We start from the raw sequence: 20,269 nt of genomic DNA, 5'->3' as shown, positions 1-20,269 counted from the left end.
GTTGTACGAAAGAGCTGAAAACTGGCACGTATTCTCAGGTTTCATGATTCAAATAACGTAGTGATTTAACACTTAGTCTGGTCAACTAGAGCTTTTTACAAGCTCCCGTCATACCCGTAGGGTTGACGGTGAGTTGTTGACGGGGTTGGAAGTTACTGGGATTCCCCCTTCTGAATCCTTGCCAACCCCGTAGTGATGATTTATCTGACTTCAAGCTTAGTCATCATCATCATCATCGTCGTCGTCATCATCGTCATCATCGTCATCGTCATCGTCATCATCATCGTCATCATCATCGTCATCGTCGTCATCATCACCGATGTCGGTTTGGTCTCCAGTATCGATATTGGTTTCATCATCGACAGTGTTGGTGTCACCCGTATCGATATTGGTTTCATCATCGACAGTCGTGGTGTCACCTGTATCGATCGCAGTATCATCATCAACAACGGTGTCGAGTTCCTCATCGGAAATCTGGCGCAGACCAACCAAACCAGGGAAGCAGCGACTGCTCGGACCAACCATCTTGTAGCCTTGGCGACCTAAAGCGCGACCGCGACTGCGGCGAGTCGCGACAAGATAGCGTTCACCGCCACTCTCTGTATAGTTAACCCGTACCCGTCCTTGAGCCGCACTCACACTCTGGAAACGGATGGAGTTAGAAACTTGGTACTGGCTTTGAGCGGTGCTGGAAGTACCCGAGAAAGCGGCAACATTGGTGTTATACGAATTAGCTCTGGCTACGGTAATGGTACGTCTACTTGTTTGTGTTGCACTTGCTGAACCGCTAGCCCTTGCCCTTGCTGACAAACTTGCTCCGACAGAACCACTTCCATTGACAATAAAGGTATCACCACCACTGAGGGTGTAATTAATTACAGTGCCACTTCCACCTTCGACAAGATTAATCGTATTGTCGCCAAAATCAATATCCGTATTGAATGAAATTGGAGAACTTGCACAAACACCACAAACAAAATTAACATCGTCATTATCGCTGGGATCAGAGTAGGTATATTCTTCAATGTCGTTATCAACATTAAAGCTACTAACTCCAGCCGCAGCGTAGAAAGCAAAGCTACCCTGACTCTCTCCCTCTAGTTTATTCTCACCCTGTTCAAATTCAAACTCAACTTTGTCTTTCTCACTATCGCCCAAGCTGCTAAATGCTACGCCATCTGTACCGAAGATAGAAGCATAGCCAGCCACAGCTCCTTCATCTTTCCCTTCAATTTTGAACTTGTCTAAATCAAGGCTATCATCAATAGTCCCTTCAGCCTCATTGATATCATTAATGGTGATATCAACAAAACCAATATCTCCCTTAAATTTGAACTTTTCACCGGAAGCACTTTCGGTCTCAATTTCAAATTTCTTGTTGGCTTCACCGACAAAACGAAGGCTATTACTTTCTGTACCTTCTGTTAAGGTGTAACTTCCGCCTGCTAAGTCTTCCCCTTCAAACGTGAATTTGAGTTTTTCTAGCAACGAGACTTCAGGAATTGTAACCGTACTTGAATCACCCAAAATATAGCTAGCAGGCAGATCAATCAGCCCACTATTTAAATCAGCCTCAAAGTCGCCAATTTGTAAATCACCGTAGGTTGCTTCAAATTCAGAGCTAGATTGATCAGATAACGTCGCCTCTACATTCGGTAAGAAAACCAGTGGTGCATCACCCATGACCGCAGGACTAACCAGGGTTCCTGACAAATCTGAGAAGGTTTGGTCAAAGGAACTCAGCTCAAAGTTGAGGACTGTATCAACTCTATTGTAGGGAACGATAATACCTTGTCGTGTATAGGCTATCCCTGTCAGTTTACCTTGGAGGACGCCTGTGTCTCCAGCGTCTGGCGTACCACTGGTATTAACGTCATCAAAACTAGCAGCGCTGGGTTCAAAGTGGGCGGTGGTGGTATTCCCATTAGTGCTTTCGATGCTCAGTTCCTGAATCCCCACATCAAACAGGGTGACATTCCCTCCCGCGTTCATCCCTGGAACAAAAAAGGCGGCTTGACCTCCAATGGAACCGCCGGTCACTTCAATACCGTTAGTTGTGGTTTGGCTTGTTGTTGTTGCTGTTTGAGCGTCAGCCCTTGGTGCAACGACCACCGCTAAACCGCCAACTATCCCTAAACCAACCATGTAGCGTAGTGATTTGAGAATCATCTTGTTAGACTCCATCTGTAAATGAACGAAAGGAACCGAGATATGTGGTTGACTCCGAGACCTAACCCAACAGTTGGCTAGTTATGATTTAATCCTGAGCAGAGTCAGATCGCGAAGTATTGATCCAGAAGAGGGGATAAAGTACCCAAGACTGGCTTTTCACTGATGTCAGCAGGCTAAAAAGATGCAGATTCCTGGTGATTTCGTTAGCCTGTCTAAAGTTCAAGACGCGCCCTGATCAGGAGGGTTCCGTTCAAAAAGCAACTTTACCAGAACTTCATCAAAACTCCAGAAACAGCATTTTAGCGTTGTTGGAAAGTATTTAAGTGTGAGAGTTTTGAATTCACGCGCAACGTCATGAGTGTGAGCATTTTCCTGGAAGTGCAAGGGAGCAAGATGCTCACACGACCTGGTAACAGTGGCAAGATTGGGATGCACCCTATCCCATTAACAGCAATCCAGCGACTGCTCTAACCTTGGATTCTGGTTTAGAACGTAAAGGTTGTACGAATTGCTCCTATGGTAATCGTGTCGTTGTCATCGTTATGCAGGGGATTGAATATCACAATCACTCCAGGCGTGATGCTGATATTGTCTGCCACTTGCCACCGATAGAACACTTCCAAATGAGTTGTTGTATCCGGTTGACCTCCCTCATCGAATGCATTGGGGATGCCATCGGTGGTGAAGAAACCCGGAACGTTCCTGCCTATACCATTATCGTCGGTAATATCACTATCCGTGATTTTTGGCGGCTGACCGACATAAATAGCACCTAAATTCCCTTCACCAAATAAGTCAGGGAAATTCAGGAACGCCATCCAGTTAAAGGTTTGCGCGTCTCCTGAACCGTCTTCAAAATCCGAATCAGTATAACCTGCCCAACCGCCAACGGTAAGTTTGGGTATGACACGCCATTCCAAACCTGCACCAAAGGCATTAGTGTTAATTGGTGCTCTGAGGAAGCCATTGACTGGTGGTGATTGTAAAGCAACGCGGTCATCGCCAACGTTAGTACCCAAAAAGCCATCGGGTGAATAGGAATTGATGTACTGAAGGGAGATATCAAGGGTATCCAAGGGTGAGACAACTAACTGTGCCCCAGCCGTGGTTTTGGTTTGATCTCCGCCAAAAATTCCCCCATTCTCCGGGTCTGCTGGAAGACTGGACGAGTAAACCCCTTGCAAACTCAGGCGAGTGGCAATTTGCCAGTCAAAGCCAATACCACCGCTGCCATTGCCGATATTAATGATCGGGTTGCGCTGGGCGAAGCGAGATAGGGGACCAGAACCCGCACTTTCAATGCGGTTAACGCCCCGGAATACGTTCACTGGATTGACCCCTTCGGGTCCGACGATTACCGCAAAATTACTACCAATGAGTTGACGATAGTTGAGGTCAGTCAGTCGTAAATCGTTATCGTTGTCTCCTTCATATCCCAGACTGACAAAGTTACCCAACGGGTCTCTGGTTGCAGCACTGGTTGCAGCACTGGTAAGGCTACCATTCCCTGCCTGAAAACTGGTGAGTAAAAGACTACGTGGACTCAATTGGGTGAATAGACTCAACTGTACATTGTTCATGACATTGACATTGGTGTCGTTGTCAGGACGCTCTTCACCAGCTAATACGAACTCATCACCACTACGTCCCTGAACCCCCAGAATCGCTTGACCAAACAATTTCGTCGTTGTCGAAAACTGATTATCCTCCAAAAAGGCTGTTCGACCTTCTAAATTATCCACCCGCGCCCCTAGGGTAGCGATTTCTGCCTCAAACTCCAGCACCAACCGCCGCAGACTCTCTAAATCCCCAGTGGGAAACTCAGAACGCCCTGCAATCAACCGCTCAATTTGCTGCAAACAAGCATTCAACCCAGCGGCAAATTCATACCGGGTCATCGCCCGATTCCCCCGAAACGTGCCATCTGGATATCCGGCAATACAACCATACCGTTCCACCAGACTCCGCAGTGCCTCATACGCCCAGTCTCCGGGCGAAACATCTCTTAATTGAGACACATTGGTCACTTGACCCATCGGGTCAGATTCCTCTACTGCTTCTAGGGGATCAACGAACAGGGGTTCCGGAACAGTGGGATCACTCGCCTCCTCCATCTCTGGCAAAGCTTGGGCTAAGTCTTGAACTTTGGTGTCCATAAAGGCGTCCTCGGACTCGATTAGGGAATCCGTTGACGTGATCATCCCGACTTCACTGGTGGCGGATACCGCTAGTTCAGTGGTGATGTCTGCTTCCGTTACTGGAGAGGCTATCTCAACCGCAGAAGTCACCCGTCCCGTTTCCGTTAACGGAGACAGTCCTGGGTCTACTCCTGACGTGTCAATGAGCTCAGCCAAATCGGTCGGCTGCTGATCGGACGATTCTACAGGCGTCGCTTGTGTCGCTGAGACATTGGTCACCCAGCAACCTAAGGTCGCGAATATTAAAGCTGAAGACGCCGTTTTTCCCAAACGTCCATAAGTCGTCATGGTTTTATAACTCCTCACAAAAACCACACTCGCCCTCGATTGTAGCTAGAAAGAAGAGACAACTGTCAATTAGTTTTTTATTCCTTAGTCAAAGGTAAGTTTTCCTGGGGAATAAAGTGAACCGGGAACGGGGAACGGGGAACGGGCAATCCGTAACTATTGGTGTTAACTTAACCTGAAAACAGGGGCGTAAGGGGTCGAACACAGTTACAGTTGATGGTTGAAATGGGGGAACAGGAAACAGGAACCAGGAATTGAGGACGTTGACAATTCTTAACTTAGTTAACCAGATTGATGTTCAGGTACTTAGGGCTTGCTGCACAACCCGGAAACCCTTATTTATCAAGAGTTAGAGGAGGTTTAAAGCCGACTAGAAGTGCAATCTATCCCTCCTGGATGGGTGAAAAGCTTGCACTTATAGCGAGGCGAAAAGCACTACTGTTTCCCTCATCACCCCCTCACCCTCTCACCCCCTCACCCCAATACTTATTCAGCAAGCCCTACTTAGGGAGAGTGTTAGCGATCGCCTTCCCTGGATGTCCGATAATTTGACTGGCAAGCGTCGTTATCGAGGAGTAAGACTCCCTGTCGGCATAGGACTTATCCGGAATTTCTGTCTTTGTATAGATATTTAACGACGTCTCAGCCCAACGGCAAGTCCCCTCAACTGCCACTCCTGTCCCTTCCCGCCCTAAAGGACGGGAGTTCGGTGGGCGTTTCCCCAGAGACTATCGCTGAAAAATGATGATTAACTGAATTAGGGTTGAGTTGCCGATTGGCTCAGGATTTCTAATCTAACGATCCCCGATCCCCGGGGAATTGTCAGAATTACTTGTCATTTCGTAAACTTATGCCAACCAAATCTCAGGAATAGCGCTAAGATCGAATTCATTTAGTTGAGGCATCTGAGGAATGGGTGAAGCAAAACGTCGTAAAACTGCACTTGGAGACAAGTACGGTCAAGAGGCGAGAATCTTCCCCTGGCTCCCAATTACCAAAAGTCAGGGTGAACAGTTCGTCAAACTGACGACTAAAGGCGCTTGGATTGGCATCGGCTTTCTCGTCGCCTGGTGGCTAACCGTGCGCTTTATTGGACCAGCATTCGGTTGGTGGCAAATCAATTAACCAATTCCCACCACTGAACTCGGCGGCAATGGTATCCGATTTAGTTTCGCCATTGTCACTGATGATACAACTGATTAGGAATTTGTATCGGATAACTTGAGGATTACTGCTAAAGACCTGAGTGACTGAGAAAGCCACTCGTCTGAAGTGGGCTAAAATCATGAGGCCAGATCATCACGCTAGAATTGCTCAACTCCCTAACTCTGTTAGTCAGTTTGAGGAATCAGCCGCAGACAAGGCTTGCTCATATTTTGCACTGACCCCTCCCAAAATAGAGTCTTAAATCCTTAAGCAAAGTATAAAATCTAATATTCGTAGGAAAGGTGTTTGGAGGATTAACGTGTTCATACGACTTGCAGAGCAACATCGTCAATTTGTCCGAGATTTAGTCATGAATCTTCAAGCTTTGGCGATCGTACTGGAAAACCGAGGCTATTTGGCATCATGCTATACCTGCGGCAATCAAATGAATAGTGCCTCATTCATGGTCAGTCTGGGCGATAGTCACCTGATTCGTTTTTTGGTCTCCGATTATGGGATCACTTGGACGGAAATGCGTGATGATCGGGAACTGATGAAGCTAGAAGGCGCTGAAGCGATTAGCCAACTTCAAGACTTAGCGGATCTGGTCAAATACCAAATTCAACCGTCTGCTGAGGTTCGTTACACTCCAGCGCGATCGCCTGTTCACTCTGAACGGGAATCGATTGAAGTAATTGGTTGAGAGTGGGAGTGCTTGGAACCTCACCGTTTCCTTGTCTCCAGACAAGACTCTAGGTAACGCGAGGCGAGGGGTTAGATGGGATGGTAGATAATGCCCTCTTGCCTCCTGCGTTTACAGCGCAAGCGATGGTGAAAGCCCTCGCGATTCATCCGAGGGATGAAACCGAGCGAATTGCAAAGATAGCGGGATTTATCCCGCAATAAGCATATCGGGTGACATAATAAGGTTATAAACAGGGAGGTGATATTATTGTACGGTTGTCAGCAAGTGTTGTTAAACCCAGATAAAGAACTAGCCGCCGTTCTAGAGTTTATTTGCACCGAAGCAAATAACTTGATGAACGGCGGCATCTATTATGCTCGTCAACTCTGGTTTAAACGTCGATGGCTTATTGGCAAATACGACTTAGAGAAGGAGTATAAGAACAACAAGCACTTCCAAGCTCTCTACTCCCAAGCGGCTCAACAAGCATTAAGAACCGTTAGCGAATCCTTCAAGTCCTTCGGCGGACTGATGAGAGAGTTCAGAAAAGGAAAGATAGCGGATAAACCTAGACTGCCTAAGTATTTAAAGAAAGGCGGTCTTTCTTCGGTCAGTTATCCCAAGCAAGCTTTGAAGCTTAAAGATGGTCAAATTAGAATACCGCTAGGCAAGTTGGTCAAGACTTGGTTCAAGATAGCGGATTTCTTCATCCCGATGCCATCCAATCTCAACTTCAAAGACATTAAAGAACTAAGAATACTTCCCCGTAATGGTTGTTTCTATGCTGAGTTCGTCTATCTTCTGCCTTCCGTAAAAGCAGATGTAGACTCATCACGAGTCTTAGGAATCGATCCCGGACTTGACAACTGGCTAACTTGTGTTTCCAATGTTGAAACCAGCTTGATCGTCGATGGGCGCAAACTCAAGAGTCTTAACCCGTTCTACAACAAGCGAGTTGCAACTATTAAATTGGGCAAAGCTCAAGGGTTTTGGAATGATGAGTTGGCGTCCTTAACACAAAGGCGTAACAGGCAAATAAGAGATGCGGTTAACAAGGCAGCTCGCATCGTTATCAACCATTGCCTCCAGCATCGGATTGGAACAGTTGTCTTCGGTTGGAATCGTCGCCATAAAGACGGGATTGAACTGGGGAAGAAGACGAATCAGGAATTCGTCCAGATTCCCACCTCCCGTCTTAAGGACACAATTGAACAACTGTGTGAGCAGTATGGGATTCAATTTTTTGAAACTGAAGAAAGCTATACCTCTAAAGCGAGTTTCCTCGATAACGACTTTCTACCTGTATTCGGCTCAGGCCCGGAAGGGTGGAAACCAAGTGGTAGACGAGTGAAACGCGGAATGTACCGCACGCTTAACGGAGAATTTGTCAATGCCGATGCTAATGGTGCTGCCAACATTCTCCGCCAAGTAGAGATACAGCTAGGTCTTGACCTAGCCAAGGTCTGTAGGGCGTTTTTGACTGCGCCATCCAGGGTTCTTCTCTGGAACTCTAAGAAGACACGCACGAAGGGACGTGGCTTCAGCCCGTCCCGTAGTATCCTCTTAGAATCCCCCGCGTTTTAACCGGGGGAGAAGTCAATGATACTGAGTTGAGATATTATACCTCAATCTTCGGCAAAAATGTAACGATGTAACTCACTCGGATCAGGATCGGGACTGGTTTGGGCAAACTGTACCGCGTCATTGATCACCTCTTGAAGGCGTTGGTCGATCGCCTTAAGTTCTTCAGCGTCAGCGAGATTTTGCTCACTCAGGTAGGTGGTTAGCCTTTTTATCGGATCACGAGTCATCCAAAAATCCTTCTCTTCGGAGGTGCGAAGTTCATCCGGATCAGCTAGGGAGTGACCTCGGAAGCGATAGGTGAGGGCTTCAATTAAGGTTGGACCTTCACCCGCCCGCGCCCGGGCAACCGCTTCTTGGGCGGCGGAGTGTACCGCTAGGACATCCATGCCATCAACTTCAATTCCTGGCATGCCAAAAACACTGGCTTTTTTGTAAATTTCGGGCTGGGAGGTTGCCCGTTCGTGCGCCATGCCAATTGCCCATTTGTTATTTTCCACAACATAAATAATCGGCAATTTCCATAAGGCTGCCATGTTTAAGCATTCAAAAAACTGACCGTTATTGCAGGCACCATCGCCAAAAAAGCAGGCGGTCACCTGATCAGCATTCGGATCACCCAAAGCGTCACGGTGATATTTTGACGTAAATGCCGCTCCTGTAGCAACAGGAATCCCCTCGGCGACAAAGGCAAACCCCCCCAAAAGATGATGGGGTTCTGAAAATATATGCATCGACCCCCCGCGTCCTTTAGAACATCCGGTGGCTTTGCCAAATAACTCCGCCATCACCTCTCGTGGGGGAACCCCTGCGCTCAACGCATGGACATGATCGCGATAGGTGCTACATACATAATCATAATCCCGGCGCATTGCCCGAATCACCCCCGTGGACACGGCTTCTTGACCGTTATAGAGGTGGACAAAGCCAAACATTTTACCCCGGTAATACATCTCAGCGCACTTGTCCTCAAACAAGCGCCCCAAAACCATATCTTCGTACAGCAGTAATCCTTCGTCTCTGCTGATTTGACCCTCTTGAACTTGAAACTTGGGTAACGTCCGTTCCTGAACCATGGCGAATCGAGTATCCTTGCAGCAATACTATACTGGTATTTTGTTCTCAAAACTATTTTTCAGCTAGTAGACTGTCAAAGCTACTTTGACGGGTTACTTTTATCTCCCCCTCTCCGCGTCTCCCCCTCTCCGCGTCCCCGCGTCAGTCTCAACCCGTCAATTTAAGGTAAATGGCACTGACTTAAGCTGGGTTCGTAGTAGGCACTTTAGTGCCAGAAGCGCTGAAGCGCTTACTACAAACTCTAAAGTCAGTGGCATTCAATTTAAGGTTGACAGACCACTAGGATAGGCGAGTCTTGGTAGAATGACTACTACATTGGGGATTCTATGAGTTAACATACATGAATTCAGTTGTTGCAGCGCTGGGGAAGTGAACCGTGCGAATTCCGCTCGATTACTACCGAATATTAGGATTGCCAATCCAGGCAACACCAGAACAGCTTCAAGTCGCCTATCGCGATCGCACTCTCCAACTTCCGCGTCGGGAATATTCGGAAGTGGCGATCGCGTCTCGCAAGGAGTTGCTGGATGAGGCGTATGCGGTTCTCTCTGACCCGGAACAGCGCTCAAGTTATGATGCTAGCTTTCTGGAGAAAACCTACGACCCAGACTCTAGTCCCTCTTTACCGTTGGAATCAACGGCGACGGCTGAACCAACCGCTACGGAGACGATTGATCCAAGTGGTCCGAGCTTAGACATCAGCAAGGAACAATTTGTGGGCGCTTTGCTGATTCTGCAAGAACTTGGGGAATATGAACTCGTCTTGGACTTAGGACAACCTTATTTACACAGTCGGGACAGCATCAGTTTGGATAAAGGTCACTTAGGCGACCCGCAACTGGTGCGACCCGATATTTTCCTCACCTTGGCGCTGGCTTGTTTGGAACTGGGGCGGGAACAATGGCAGCAAGGTGGTTACGAAAATGCCGCCTTGTCCCTGGAAACGGGTCAAGAATTACTCCTGAGTGAAGGCTTATTTCCTACGGTGCGGGGCGAAATTCAAGCCGATCTCTATAAGCTGCGTCCCTACCGGATTCTGGAATTGTTGGCATTACCCGATGAACAGATTGCCGAACGGCGTAAGGGTTTACAACTGTTGCAAGATATGTTACAGGAGCGCCAAGGGATTGACGGCAGTGGGGATGACCAGTCTGGACTCAGTATTGATGACTTTTTGCGGTTTATTCAGCAGCTACGGGGTTACCTAACGGCGGCGCAACAACAAACCTTGTTTGAGGCAGAAGCCCGCCGCCCTTCCGCCGTCGCCACCTATCTGGCGGTTTACGCCTTGATTGCTAGAGGATTTGCCCAGCGTCAACCCGCTTTAATTGCCCGGGCGAAACAAATGCTGATGCGGTTGGGGCGGCGTCAGGATGTGCATTTAGAACAAGCCGTCTGTGCGCTGCTGTTGGGTCAAACAGAAGAAGCCAGCCGCGCGTTGGAACTGAGTCATGAATACGAACCCTTAGCCTTTATTCGGGAACAGTCTCAAGGCGCTCCAGATTTATTACCGGGATTATGTTTGTATGGAGAACGCTGGCTGCAAAATTCCGTCTTTCCCCATTTCCGCGACTTGGCAGAACAAACCGCCTCGTTGAAAGACTATTTTGCCGATGAACAGGTACAAGCCTATTTAGAGCAGCTTCCCGAATCGACGCCAGCGGCGAATAACCAATGGTCAGTCAGCGCTCAGAAAAAAGCCTACACGACAACAGGCGCATCCACAGGTCGGAGTAATGGTTATTCGGGTTCCCGCGATCGCCAACCCACAGTTGTCGGCTCATACAGCACCAGAGAGCGCGATCGGGCGGCTCAGACAGCGAGTATAGGAACAAGCGATCGCGCCTCGGTATCCGGCGTCTCAACCTTACCCCCAAGCCAACGGGTAGCATCAGGAACCAGTCGGGTAGGAGAACCTGGGACTCAAACCATCAATGCGTCTGGGGATTCATCGGTAAACACAGCGGTTAAGTCAGCGCCACCCGGACGTTCCACCAAAGTCCGATCCGAAGCAGACGCCAGTCGAGTGCGTCCAGCGTCTGGGGTATCCACTCCCTCTGCTGAACCCGGACATTTGGATCAGTCCCCTCCTGGACGCCTGCAACGATTACCGGAACGCCGCAAGGGGGCGAAAAATCGGCGCTCTATCTTGCTGGTTATTGCTGGAGTCGTGGGTATCGGATTAATTGGCTGGTTGTTAATGGCTTGGATACAAAAAATCCAACAAGGTTTATCTGCACCAGCATTAGAGGGTGAACAACCAATGGTGGAACTGACTCAACCGCCGATTCCGATTCCTGAAGCCGATAGTCAGTTAATCGCACCCGGAGGTCCGCTGACCCAAGATACCGCCCAGCAAGTGATTCAAACCTGGCTTTCGACGAAATCGCAAGTGTTCGGACCCGATTATCAAATTGATCGATTGGATCAAATTCTAGTTGATCCAGTTTTGTCAGTTTGGCAGCGGCGGGCGCAAACGAATCAGCAACGGAATATTTATGCCCAGTATGATCACCAGGTTAAAGTAACATCTGTGCAAACGAATCCGGCTAATTCTGACCAAGCGAAGGTAGAAGCAGCGGTTAAAGAAGAAGCCCGTTTCTTTCAAAATGGTGAGATTAATCAGGCACTTTCATACGATGATAATTTGCGGGTTCAGTATGAGTTGGTGCGTCAGGAGGGTCAATGGTTTATTAAGGATATGGCGGTCAGGTAGGTCATTGATCAGGGAACAGGGAACAGGGAACAGGAATAGGGGATAGGTACTTCATAAAAATCCTCCTGTAGAGACGTTGCATGCAACGTCTCTACAGCTATGATTAGAAACTAAACGTCGTGCGAATTGTGCCGACCCAAATGTCATCGTTTCCATCATCATGATTGGGATTTAAAATTACATAAGCTCCCGGTGTAATCAGGATATTATCGGTAATCGGATATTTGTACTGCGCCTCGATTAAGAAAGAGGTATCATCATCCTCATCACCGCCATCAACATCCGTTAACTTGGGGGGCATTCCTCCAGCCACTGAAAAAATAGCACCCTCTTTCCCTAAGTCCAGGAAAGATACACTTGCCATCCACGTCCATAGGTCAGCATCATCTCCTTCTCTGGCACCCGCTTCAGCTTCTGCATCAATGTAACCACCCCAACCCACTAGGTTTATTGTCGGTGTAACTCGCCAGTTTCCTTGGATGCCAAAGCGCAAGGCAGACGTCGCAATTTCGCCAAAGGGTTCTTTTGCCCGTGGACTCCCCGTACTACCAGAAAGGTTGACATCTTCACCGGGATAGAAAGAATAGCCAAAAGCAAAGCCTAAATCTAAGGTTTCTGCTAAGGCTAGATTTAACTGAGAAATGGCAGTAAAATCACCATTGAATACTCCATCCTTATCGGCTGGACTCTCACTTTCACCTGTCACATACGCCACATCTAAACTCAGGGAATCACTGAAGATAATATTAGCGCCCACGCCTTGTTCAGCATTATTCCGGAAGACAAAAGGATTGCGGCGATAAAAGCGATTCAAGGCTCCTGTGCCGCTGCTTTCTAGATAGGGATTGTGTAGGTTAGCTATTTCATTAAAATCAAAGTCATTAGCACCAATGGCAATCCTGATTTTATCGCCCAAGGAAAATTCATAGATCAAGTCATCAATGACGATATCGTTATCGGTTGCCGCGCCAAATCCCAAACGAGCCATTTCTGTGCCAGTCGCCTCATCGAATTCGGGAATATTGCCCGCTTGTAAGCGAACTCTTAGGCGGTCTTCTCCCATGAAACTGGTGTCAAAGTTTAAACGAGTCCGATGACTAAAGGTAAGGTTATCACCAAACTCATCAATGTCACCATCCCCGTCAGCATCTTCGCCATCAATCCTTAAGTCTTCATCACTAAATGCACCACCCAGGTTAAAAATCACTTCCCCTTTCAGTTTGGTGGTAGTAGAGAACTGATTGTCTTCTAAGAATGCCACACGCCCTTCTAGGTTATCCACTCGTGCGCCTAAGGTTGCTAATTCTGCTTCAAATTCCTGAATTAACCGCCGCAGGGTTTCTAACTCAGTCTCGTCAAAACCACCCGTGCCAATCAAACGCTCAATTTGGTTTAAACAGGCATTTAAACCCGCCGCAAACTCGTAACGAGTTAGGGCGCGATTACCGCGATAGGTGCCATCTGGATACCCTGCAATACAACCGTAGCGTTCTACTAAACTTCGCAGCGCTTCATACGCCCAATCCCCCGGAGAAACATCTCGTAGTTGACCGACACTGGTTACTTGGTTAAGGGATTCAGCGTCATTTTCACCACTGTAGCGTTGGATTTGTTCTAGTAGTTCTTGATGAGAATCAGCCGTTGTGTTGGTGGGATTCAAGCTTGGGGGGACATCGGCAGCGATTTGTAGAGGATCAATTTCTATTGAAGTTTCCGATAACTGGCGATTGAGTTCTACTGTAGATTCGCTAGTATTTGCTGTTTGGTCAGGAATCGCCGCGTAAGTGTTGCTGACGGTGAATAGAGACAGTCCAAGTAGGGCGGGACTGATTTTCAGCGTCTTCCAGACTAGGGTTGATTTCATCGATTCACTTTCCTCACACCGAATAAACTAAAAATGCTTATTGGCTCATTCTTATGCAAAACGGGCGTTAACGCTAACTATTGGCTCGGCACAGCTAAAATGGTGCAATAGATTGGGTACGTAGTGAGGGCTTGAACCAACTCCAGCTAGGCGTTAGAGAACTAAAGTTCTCACTACAAACAAAGTCCTATTTTAGCTGTTTCAGTCCACTACTGGCTTGACACAGCTAAAATTGTGGAAGAGATTTTACCATTGAATCGGGCGTCCCTACAATTCTAATTCACCCAATTAGGTGTACCACGCCACTACTGGCTTGACACAGCTAAAATTGTGGAAGAGATTTTACCATTGAATCGGGCGCAAAGCTTTGCGCCCCTACAGTTTCCGGGCTAATAGTTAATTCATCAAATAAGCTGTGCCACGCCACTAGAGTAACTAGCGCACGATCTTGGTTGAGAGTAGGAATACTGACTACTAAGCATGGTCTAACTTTTGCCACATAGCCCAGTGTGGAAGCGATACCCTTTTACCATCATTATGAAACAGGAGGTGAAAAATCCTGTGAACAGAGAACATCGATTGAAAATTGACCCCGGTTCAAAAGTAACTGGACTAGCCATCTTAGAAGGAAGTCGAGTTTTATTTGGGGCTGAGTTAACCCACCGAGGGCCCGCAATAAAGGCAACTCTAGAAAGTCGTCGTGCTATTCGCCGGGGACGCCGAAACCGAAAGACTCGATACCGCAAGCCTCGATTCAACCGCAAACGTCCCATCGGTTGGTTGGCTCCTAGTCTCCAACATCGGGTAGACACTACTCTAACTTGGGTAAATCGGTTGAGAAAGTTGGCTCCAATTTCGAGTATTTCAATGGAACTGGTACGGTTCGATACTCAGCGACTCAATAACCCGGAAATAGCTGGTATCGAGTATCAAAAAGGAGAACTTTTTGGTTACGAAGTCCGGGAGTATCTATTGACCAAATGGAACCGTCAATGTGCTTACTGTGGAGCCTCTGGCGTTCCTTTACAGGTGGAACATATCCACCCCAAATCCAAGGGCGGCAGCAATCGGGTTTCTAACCTATGTTTGGCTTGTCAACCATGTAACATCAAAAAAGGAACCCAACCGATTAAACAGTTTATAGCATCGAAACCTGATATTTTACAGCGAATATTAGAAAAAGCCAAACGCCCCCTTAAAGACGCCGCTGCCGTTAACTCTACTCGATGGGCGTTGTATCATCAGCTAGCAGCTACGGGTTTATCAGTTGAAACGGGGACAGGTGGAATGACAAAGTTCAACCGCACCCGCTTAGGTTTACCGAAAACCCATTGGCTCGATGCTGCAAGCGTTGGACAATCAACCCCAGAAAATCTAATAACTCGAAATATTAATCCCTTGGTAATCAAGGCAACGGGACATGGGAATCGGCAAATGGCACAAATCAATAAATTTGGCTTCCCGCGTCAGAAGAAAGATGGCAGTCATAGCGTTAGAACTCGCACCAAAGAGTTTCATGGATTTAAGACAGGCGATATAGTTCGTGCCATTGTCCCCACCGGGAAGAATCAAGGAACACATGTTGGACGAGTGACAGTGAGAGCCAGTCGGGTCTTTGACTTGACTACAGTTAAAGGAAAACTGCAAAGCATCAACTGGAAGTATTTCGAGCTAATCTGGAAAGCTGACGGTTACACTTATGTCCACAAAGTCCAGAAATGTCCATTGATTTAGCGATTAGAGGAATAGCGATCGCGTTTATATCATAAAGGTGCAGATAAATCGGGGTACAGCAATGCTGTACCCCTACACCAGATGATTCAATTTCTCAACGACAGCCGAGACAGGCTTAGAAACTGAAGACAGTGCGGATAGTGCCTACCCAGATGTCATCATTGTCATCGTTATGTTCGGGGTTAAAGATGACAAAAGCGCCAGGAGTAATCGCGATATTGTCAGTTAGTTGATAGCGGTAGAACACCTCTAAATGGTAGGAGTTATCCTCATCGTCACGCTCAGATAAGATTTGGTTACCATCAGCATCGACAACCAAATCCACTGCATCATTATCGGTAACTTTAGGCGGCTGACCGAATACGACACCTAGCTTATTGCCTTCACCACCCAAATCTAGCAATGCTAAGTTAACCGCCCAGTTCCAGACCTCAGCATCATCACCTTCTCCCACAAGGAATTCTGAACCCAACATTGGGAACAATGGATTGTCGCCGAAATCGTCTTCAGCTTCAACCTCTTGATAGCCGACCCAACCACCAACAGAAAACCTGCCAAATGTGGCATTCGCTTGTATCCCGAAGGAATCGGCTGAAGTTGCTATATCACCAAAAGGTTGGCTTGCAAAAACGCTACCTGTAGACCCAGTAACATTCACAGTCCCATCTTCAAGCACATTCCCTTCTTCATCGAAGTCTGCTCCCCGGTAGTAGGAGCGCACATAAGTTCCAGCCACGGTAATATTTTCAGTGGGTTTGAATGTTATCTGACCTAAGGCAGCGAAAGTGCCATTAAAGAGTCCACTGTCCTCACCTGGATTATCACCTTCGTCAGCAAAGTAACTCGCTGACAACTCTAAGGCATCTCCCAAGCTATAGGTTAAGGTTCCACCAGCACCGCCTCCTGTCCGATAAATCGGATTGAAGCGACCAAAGCGCGATATAGAACCACTACCACTACTGTCAAAGAAAGGGTTGACGACATCAAGAATAGTGTCCTGAAACTCGCCGTTAGCGGCATCAATTTGGACAATCAGGTTGTCACCGAAGGGGAAGCGATACCACAGTTCATCAATGGCAACGTTGTTACCGTCGGCTCCATCAAACCCCAAACGGGTCATGTTAGTGCCAGTAACACCACTATTAAATTCAGCCATGTTTATGGCTTCCAAACGAGTACGCAAGCGATCGCGTCCGGTAAAGCTGGTTTCAAAGTTCAGACGTACCCGATCGCCAAAGACGGTGTTGGTGTCATCATCCCCACCATCAATCGTATCGCCGAAGGTATCAGCCAAACCAAAGATGACTTCCCCTCTCAACTTGGTTGTCGTGGAGAACTGATTATCTTCCAAGAACGCCACGCGCCCTTCCAGGTTATCCACCCGCGCACCCAGGGTTGCCAATTCTGCCTCAAACTCCTGAATTAACCGCCGCAGGGTTTCTAACTCAGTCTCGTCAAAACCATCCGTACCAATCAAACGCTCAATTTGGTTCAAACAAGCATTCAAACCAGCGGCAAATTCGTAACGAGTCAAGGCGCGATTGCCTCGATAGGTACCATCTGGATACCCCGCAATACAACCGTAACGCTCAACTAAACTACGCAGCGCTTCATACGCCCAGTCCCCCGGAGAAACGTCTCGCAACTGACCCACGTTGGTTACTTGGTCAAGAGAGGTAGATCCTTCGTTGCCATAGCGCTGGATTTGCTGCAAAATTTCTTGATTGGATTCAACTGAGGTATCTCCAGCCGCCGGAACGGGTTCAGGGAAGGTACTATCTGCCAGTTGGAACGTGGGACTAACGGTTACGCTGGATTGAGGCGTATCCGTTGCTGGGATGGGTTCAGTCAACGCTGCATCATCCAACCTGGGACTGATTGATGCTGTCGGTTCAGTGTCCAAATTCATCGCGGCTGTAGACAGATCAGCAGCCGTCGCATGGGAATTTGACTCAGCCGCCGATGCACCGCTAGCGACGAATAAAGAGGCAACCAACAGGACGGGACTTGCCTTAAACGCTTTCCAGAATAGGGTAGACATAATCATTCACAATCCTCACACCTAAGTTTAATGCCAAAACTGTAAAGCAATTGGGCTGAATGAGCAATAGCATTTTTGCTTTGACTCAAAACTATCACTAAATCTACTAATTAACTATTACCATTTTTGGGGACTACAAGGAATAGATTCTAAACCAAAAATGTTTGGCTGGATACCAGAAAAACATTAGAATTATTTATCTGGCTCAATCAGTGGAGAAATATAGAGACGTAGCCTAGCATAATCTATCTCTACTAACGGTATTTTATGCTGTGGTAATCGGTTGGTTATCCAATCGCCGAATCGCGACGACGGCTGGCTGGGGTGGATCGCTTGTGCCTTTACGGGGCCAGTTGGAACCCAGGGGAACTAGACGTTCTTGCTGGAATTTTTCTCCAGCAGTAGTTTTTATCACAAACTTACGAGTCTCAGTCTGGTTATCCTTGCGGATACCGTATTTTTCTCCAGGGTGTTGTACGGCGAGGAATAGGGTTTTTTGATCAGGACTAAAAAAGGGTCCAGTGGTTTCACATTCCATTGGTCCAATGCCAAATAAGTAAGCATTCCCCGCCATTTCCCCAGATGTGGGCAGACACCAGATCGAATTGTTGCCAAAAATGCCTTGGATATCAGTTTGACTTATGGATTCACCTGGGTCATTGACCCGACTCGCCACGGGCTGATTGTGTTTGGAGGTAGATATATCCGTCACCATCCACACATTACCATTGTTGTCAAATTCTAGATTATCGGGATTAGAAAATCCGGCACCCCCTTCAGCAGGTTCACCCCCCATGGCAAAGGACTCCCAGCGAAATGTCATCGCGGCGGGGTCATCTTGGTCTTCTACCAGACGCAGAATCCAGCCAAATTCCCAGGGAGTTTCTCCCTTCGGTCCGGTGAAAACGCGCTTATCCGGTCCGCCATCTCCCCCTGGACTCCCAGAGGTAAAGGCGATATACAGGGAACCATCCGCCGCCATATCTGTATCTTCGGGACGGGCGGTGGTGGTGGCACCAGCAGCGTTGGCGGCAAAATGGGCGTCGATTAAAATTGCTCCTTGTTTTTCGATATCATTCCCTTGGTATAGATCCCCCAGTGTGGCAAACTGCTGTTTAAACGCCAAGGCTTCCGCATCGGTTGTCACCTCAACAATGCCTCCCTGGGGACGCTTGGGTAAGGGGACTAAGCTGCCTTCCACGGTACTGGGTAACACGGGGTTGACGGGAGTATTGGGTGTTAATGCCATCCAGCGCCCTGTCCCATCCGGTGCAAATACCGCCGCGTACAGCATTCCCTCCGCCATTAAACGGGAATTGGCTTTATCGGTCGGATCACTAACTGTGTCTTTACTGACAAACTTATACAAATGACCCCCTCGACGATCGCATCCCGAATATACCGCTAAGGGTTTCCCCGATACAACCTTAAACGCCACGGCTTCATGACGGAATCGACCCAGCCAAGTGTGTTTTGTGCCATAATCATTGGCATCAGCCGGATCAACTTCTACCATCCACCCATATTTATTCCCAGCTAAACCAAAAACATTACCTCGTCCATCGACAAAGTAATCGTTAATAATAAACGGAAGCGCGGCGGGGTCAAAGGACGTCCCATCGGCGTAAACGGGTTCTGGCACTTGGTCTTGAAAATTTTCCTCTGCACTGAATACCGTTCCCCAAGGCGTGGTTCCGCCAGCACAATTTTGGCATGTACCAATAATGCGATCGCCTAAGCCATCACGATACCCTTGTGCTTGAGTCTTCTGGAAAACCGCGACAGCAGGACCGGTGGCTTTAAGATAGCGATCGTCTGCTAATCCAGAGATTCCAGTAATCCGACGATCCGCCGCAGAATTCGTCCGCATCCAGGTTCCATCGGCTGTTCGACGCAGTGAAATCACACCCAATCCCTGATCAATCAAACCCGCTTGGGAAATCTGGCGAATTTTCGCTTTTAGCGGATCAGCATCGGGTAAAGCAAAGGCATTAATCTTACCATCACTCTTCGCCGCCACCGCTTTAACCTCCTCAAATGGTAATGATTCACCGATGACCTGAGAATAGGTTTGCATCCAGGTGCCACCGCTAATATATTCAAAATTAATGGTCAGGTATCCTTCATTTTGACCTGTTTCTATAAACGATAAATAATCATTGTTATAACCAAAGCGAGAATCCCCCACCGGATCTCCCCAAGCGCCAATCACATCGTAGGTAAAGCCTTCTGGCAGTACCAAGTCATCCACCACCTCATAGCGGCTGTAGGCTTCGATTTGTTTCGTTGATGCCACGCGATCGCTTTCTAACGGTAGGGGACCCTTGACGGGTTGAAAACTCAGATTACCTGTATTTGGGTTAACTTGGGTTAATGAACCAGAACCCTTCTGAGCCGGAGTACTACAAGAACCCAGTGCTACCGTTCCGGCACTAGCTCCCAGAAATAGCAGAAAATGACGACGTTTGAGAGCCATAGCTCACCCTTCCCCCTTTCAGATTTTGGTTTGGTTAGAGGAATATCCTAGATGCGATGCAAGGATATCCTAAAGTGTGCAGGTTATAAATGGGTAAAGTATTGGTAATCGTTGGGTTAAGCTGCTTCTAGTAACGATGAATAAGGGTGGGTTTTGTTGTTCAGGTATTGGTGAGACTGGGCGGGTTTTGTTGTTTAGGTATTGGTGGGGTAGGGCGGATTTTGTTGTTTAGGTATTGGTGGGGTAGGGCGGATTTTGTTGTTCAGTTATTGGTGGGGTAGGGCGGGTTTT

12 protein-coding genes and 1 pseudogene are annotated in these 20,269 nt (G+C 47.8%); 6 read left to right on the top strand and 7 right to left on the bottom strand.

Features of this window, described 5'->3' with window-relative positions; genetic code table 11:
• Positions 1-216: 216 nt before the first annotated feature.
• From RIE73_RS23440 to RIE73_RS23430, 3 genes are all read right to left on the bottom strand, one after another.
• Positions 217-2,169 (bottom strand): hypothetical protein, encoded by a 1,953-nt coding sequence (locus tag RIE73_RS23440; protein WP_446403482.1) that lies wholly within the window; start codon positions 2,167-2,169, stop codon positions 217-219.
• Between the two features lie 488 nt (positions 2,170-2,657).
• Positions 2,658-4,658, bottom strand: a complete 2,001-nt coding sequence (locus RIE73_RS23435; protein ID WP_446403481.1) for an iron uptake porin — start codon at positions 4,656-4,658, stop codon at positions 2,658-2,660.
• A 500-nt stretch (positions 4,659-5,158) separates the two neighbouring features.
• Positions 5,159-5,332, bottom strand: a complete 174-nt coding sequence (locus tag RIE73_RS23430; protein WP_446403480.1) for a hypothetical protein — start codon at positions 5,330-5,332, stop codon at positions 5,159-5,161.
• 238 nt (positions 5,333-5,570) lie between these two features.
• On the opposite strand from RIE73_RS23430, the gene RIE73_RS23425 reads away from it, so the two are divergent.
• From RIE73_RS23425 to RIE73_RS23410, 4 genes are all read left to right on the top strand, one after another.
• Entirely contained in the window at positions 5,571-5,783 is a 213-nt protein-coding gene (locus RIE73_RS23425) for a DUF2839 domain-containing protein (RefSeq protein ID WP_446403479.1), read from the top strand.
• 340 nt (positions 5,784-6,123) lie between these two features.
• Positions 6,124-6,507 (top strand): DUF1815 family protein, encoded by a 384-nt coding sequence (locus tag RIE73_RS23420; RefSeq protein ID WP_446403478.1) that lies wholly within the window; start codon positions 6,124-6,126, stop codon positions 6,505-6,507.
• 80 nt (positions 6,508-6,587) lie between these two features.
• Positions 6,588-6,710 carry a hypothetical protein gene (locus tag RIE73_RS23415; protein WP_446403477.1) on the top strand — a complete coding sequence of 41 codons (123 nt, stop codon included), beginning with the start codon at positions 6,588-6,590 and terminating at the stop codon, positions 6,708-6,710.
• Positions 6,711-6,756: 46 nt separating this feature from the next.
• Positions 6,757-8,073 carry an RNA-guided endonuclease InsQ/TnpB family protein gene (locus tag RIE73_RS23410; protein WP_446403486.1) on the top strand — a complete coding sequence of 439 codons (1,317 nt, stop codon included), beginning with the start codon at positions 6,757-6,759 and terminating at the stop codon, positions 8,071-8,073.
• A gap of 41 nt (positions 8,074-8,114) precedes the next feature.
• Here RIE73_RS23410 and pdhA read toward each other — a convergent pair whose 3' ends face one another.
• Positions 8,115-9,146, bottom strand: a complete 1,032-nt coding sequence (gene pdhA, locus RIE73_RS23405) for a pyruvate dehydrogenase (acetyl-transferring) E1 component subunit alpha (protein WP_446403476.1) — start codon at positions 9,144-9,146, stop codon at positions 8,115-8,117.
• A 377-nt stretch (positions 9,147-9,523) separates the two neighbouring features.
• On the opposite strand from pdhA, the gene RIE73_RS23400 reads away from it, so the two are divergent.
• Positions 9,524-11,863: an IMS domain-containing protein gene (locus tag RIE73_RS23400; protein ID WP_446403475.1), complete on the top strand. Its 2,340-nt coding sequence runs from the start codon at positions 9,524-9,526 to the stop codon at positions 11,861-11,863.
• Positions 11,864-11,966: 103 nt separating this feature from the next.
• On the opposite strand, the gene RIE73_RS23395 is transcribed toward RIE73_RS23400, so the two are convergent.
• Positions 11,967-13,727 carry an iron uptake porin gene (locus RIE73_RS23395; RefSeq protein WP_446403474.1) on the bottom strand — a complete coding sequence of 587 codons (1,761 nt, stop codon included), beginning with the start codon at positions 13,725-13,727 and terminating at the stop codon, positions 11,967-11,969.
• A gap of 507 nt (positions 13,728-14,234) precedes the next feature.
• Here RIE73_RS23395 and iscB point away from each other — a divergent pair.
• Positions 14,235-15,461, top strand: a pseudogene (gene iscB / locus RIE73_RS23390) (RNA-guided endonuclease IscB); the annotation flags it as partial.
• Between the two features lie 115 nt (positions 15,462-15,576).
• Here the strand turns inward: iscB and RIE73_RS23385 are convergent.
• Positions 15,577-17,502, bottom strand: a complete 1,926-nt coding sequence (locus tag RIE73_RS23385) for an iron uptake porin (RefSeq protein WP_446403473.1) — start codon at positions 17,500-17,502, stop codon at positions 15,577-15,579.
• A gap of 265 nt (positions 17,503-17,767) precedes the next feature.
• The gene (locus tag RIE73_RS23380; protein ID WP_446403472.1) at positions 17,768-19,978 is read right to left on the bottom strand and encodes a PhoX family protein; all 2,211 of its coding nucleotides are present in this window, start codon (positions 19,976-19,978) and stop codon (positions 17,768-17,770) included.
• Between the last annotated feature and the right edge of the window lie 291 nt (positions 19,979-20,269).

The sequence above is a fragment of the Coleofasciculus sp. C1-SOL-03 genome, from assembly GCF_040220555.1.
GTDB lineage: Bacteria > Cyanobacteriota > Cyanobacteriia > Cyanobacteriales > Coleofasciculaceae > Coleofasciculus.
Note: the sequence above shows the minus strand (reverse complement) of the source record. Positions and strands in the feature narration are given on the sequence as shown.

Excerpts from the sequence above, each read along its gene's own strand:
- RIE73_RS23440 (WP_446403482.1), bottom strand. The coding sequence starts at position 2,169 with ATGATTCTCAAATCACTACGCTACATGGTTGGTTTAGGGATAGTTGGC.
- RIE73_RS23435 (WP_446403481.1), bottom strand. The coding sequence starts at position 4,658 with ATGACGACTTATGGACGTTTGGGAAAAACGGCGTCTTCAGCTTTAATA.
- RIE73_RS23425 (WP_446403479.1), top strand. The coding sequence starts at position 5,571 with ATGGGTGAAGCAAAACGTCGTAAAACTGCACTTGGAGACAAGTACGGT.
- RIE73_RS23415 (WP_446403477.1), top strand. The coding sequence starts at position 6,588 with ATGGTAGATAATGCCCTCTTGCCTCCTGCGTTTACAGCGCAAGCGATG.
- pdhA (WP_446403476.1), bottom strand. The coding sequence starts at position 9,146 with ATGGTTCAGGAACGGACGTTACCCAAGTTTCAAGTTCAAGAGGGTCAA.
- RIE73_RS23395 (WP_446403474.1), bottom strand. The coding sequence starts at position 13,727 with ATGAAATCAACCCTAGTCTGGAAGACGCTGAAAATCAGTCCCGCCCTA.
- RIE73_RS23385 (WP_446403473.1), bottom strand. The coding sequence starts at position 17,502 with ATGTCTACCCTATTCTGGAAAGCGTTTAAGGCAAGTCCCGTCCTGTTG.
- RIE73_RS23380 (WP_446403472.1), bottom strand. The coding sequence starts at position 19,978 with ATGGCTCTCAAACGTCGTCATTTTCTGCTATTTCTGGGAGCTAGTGCC.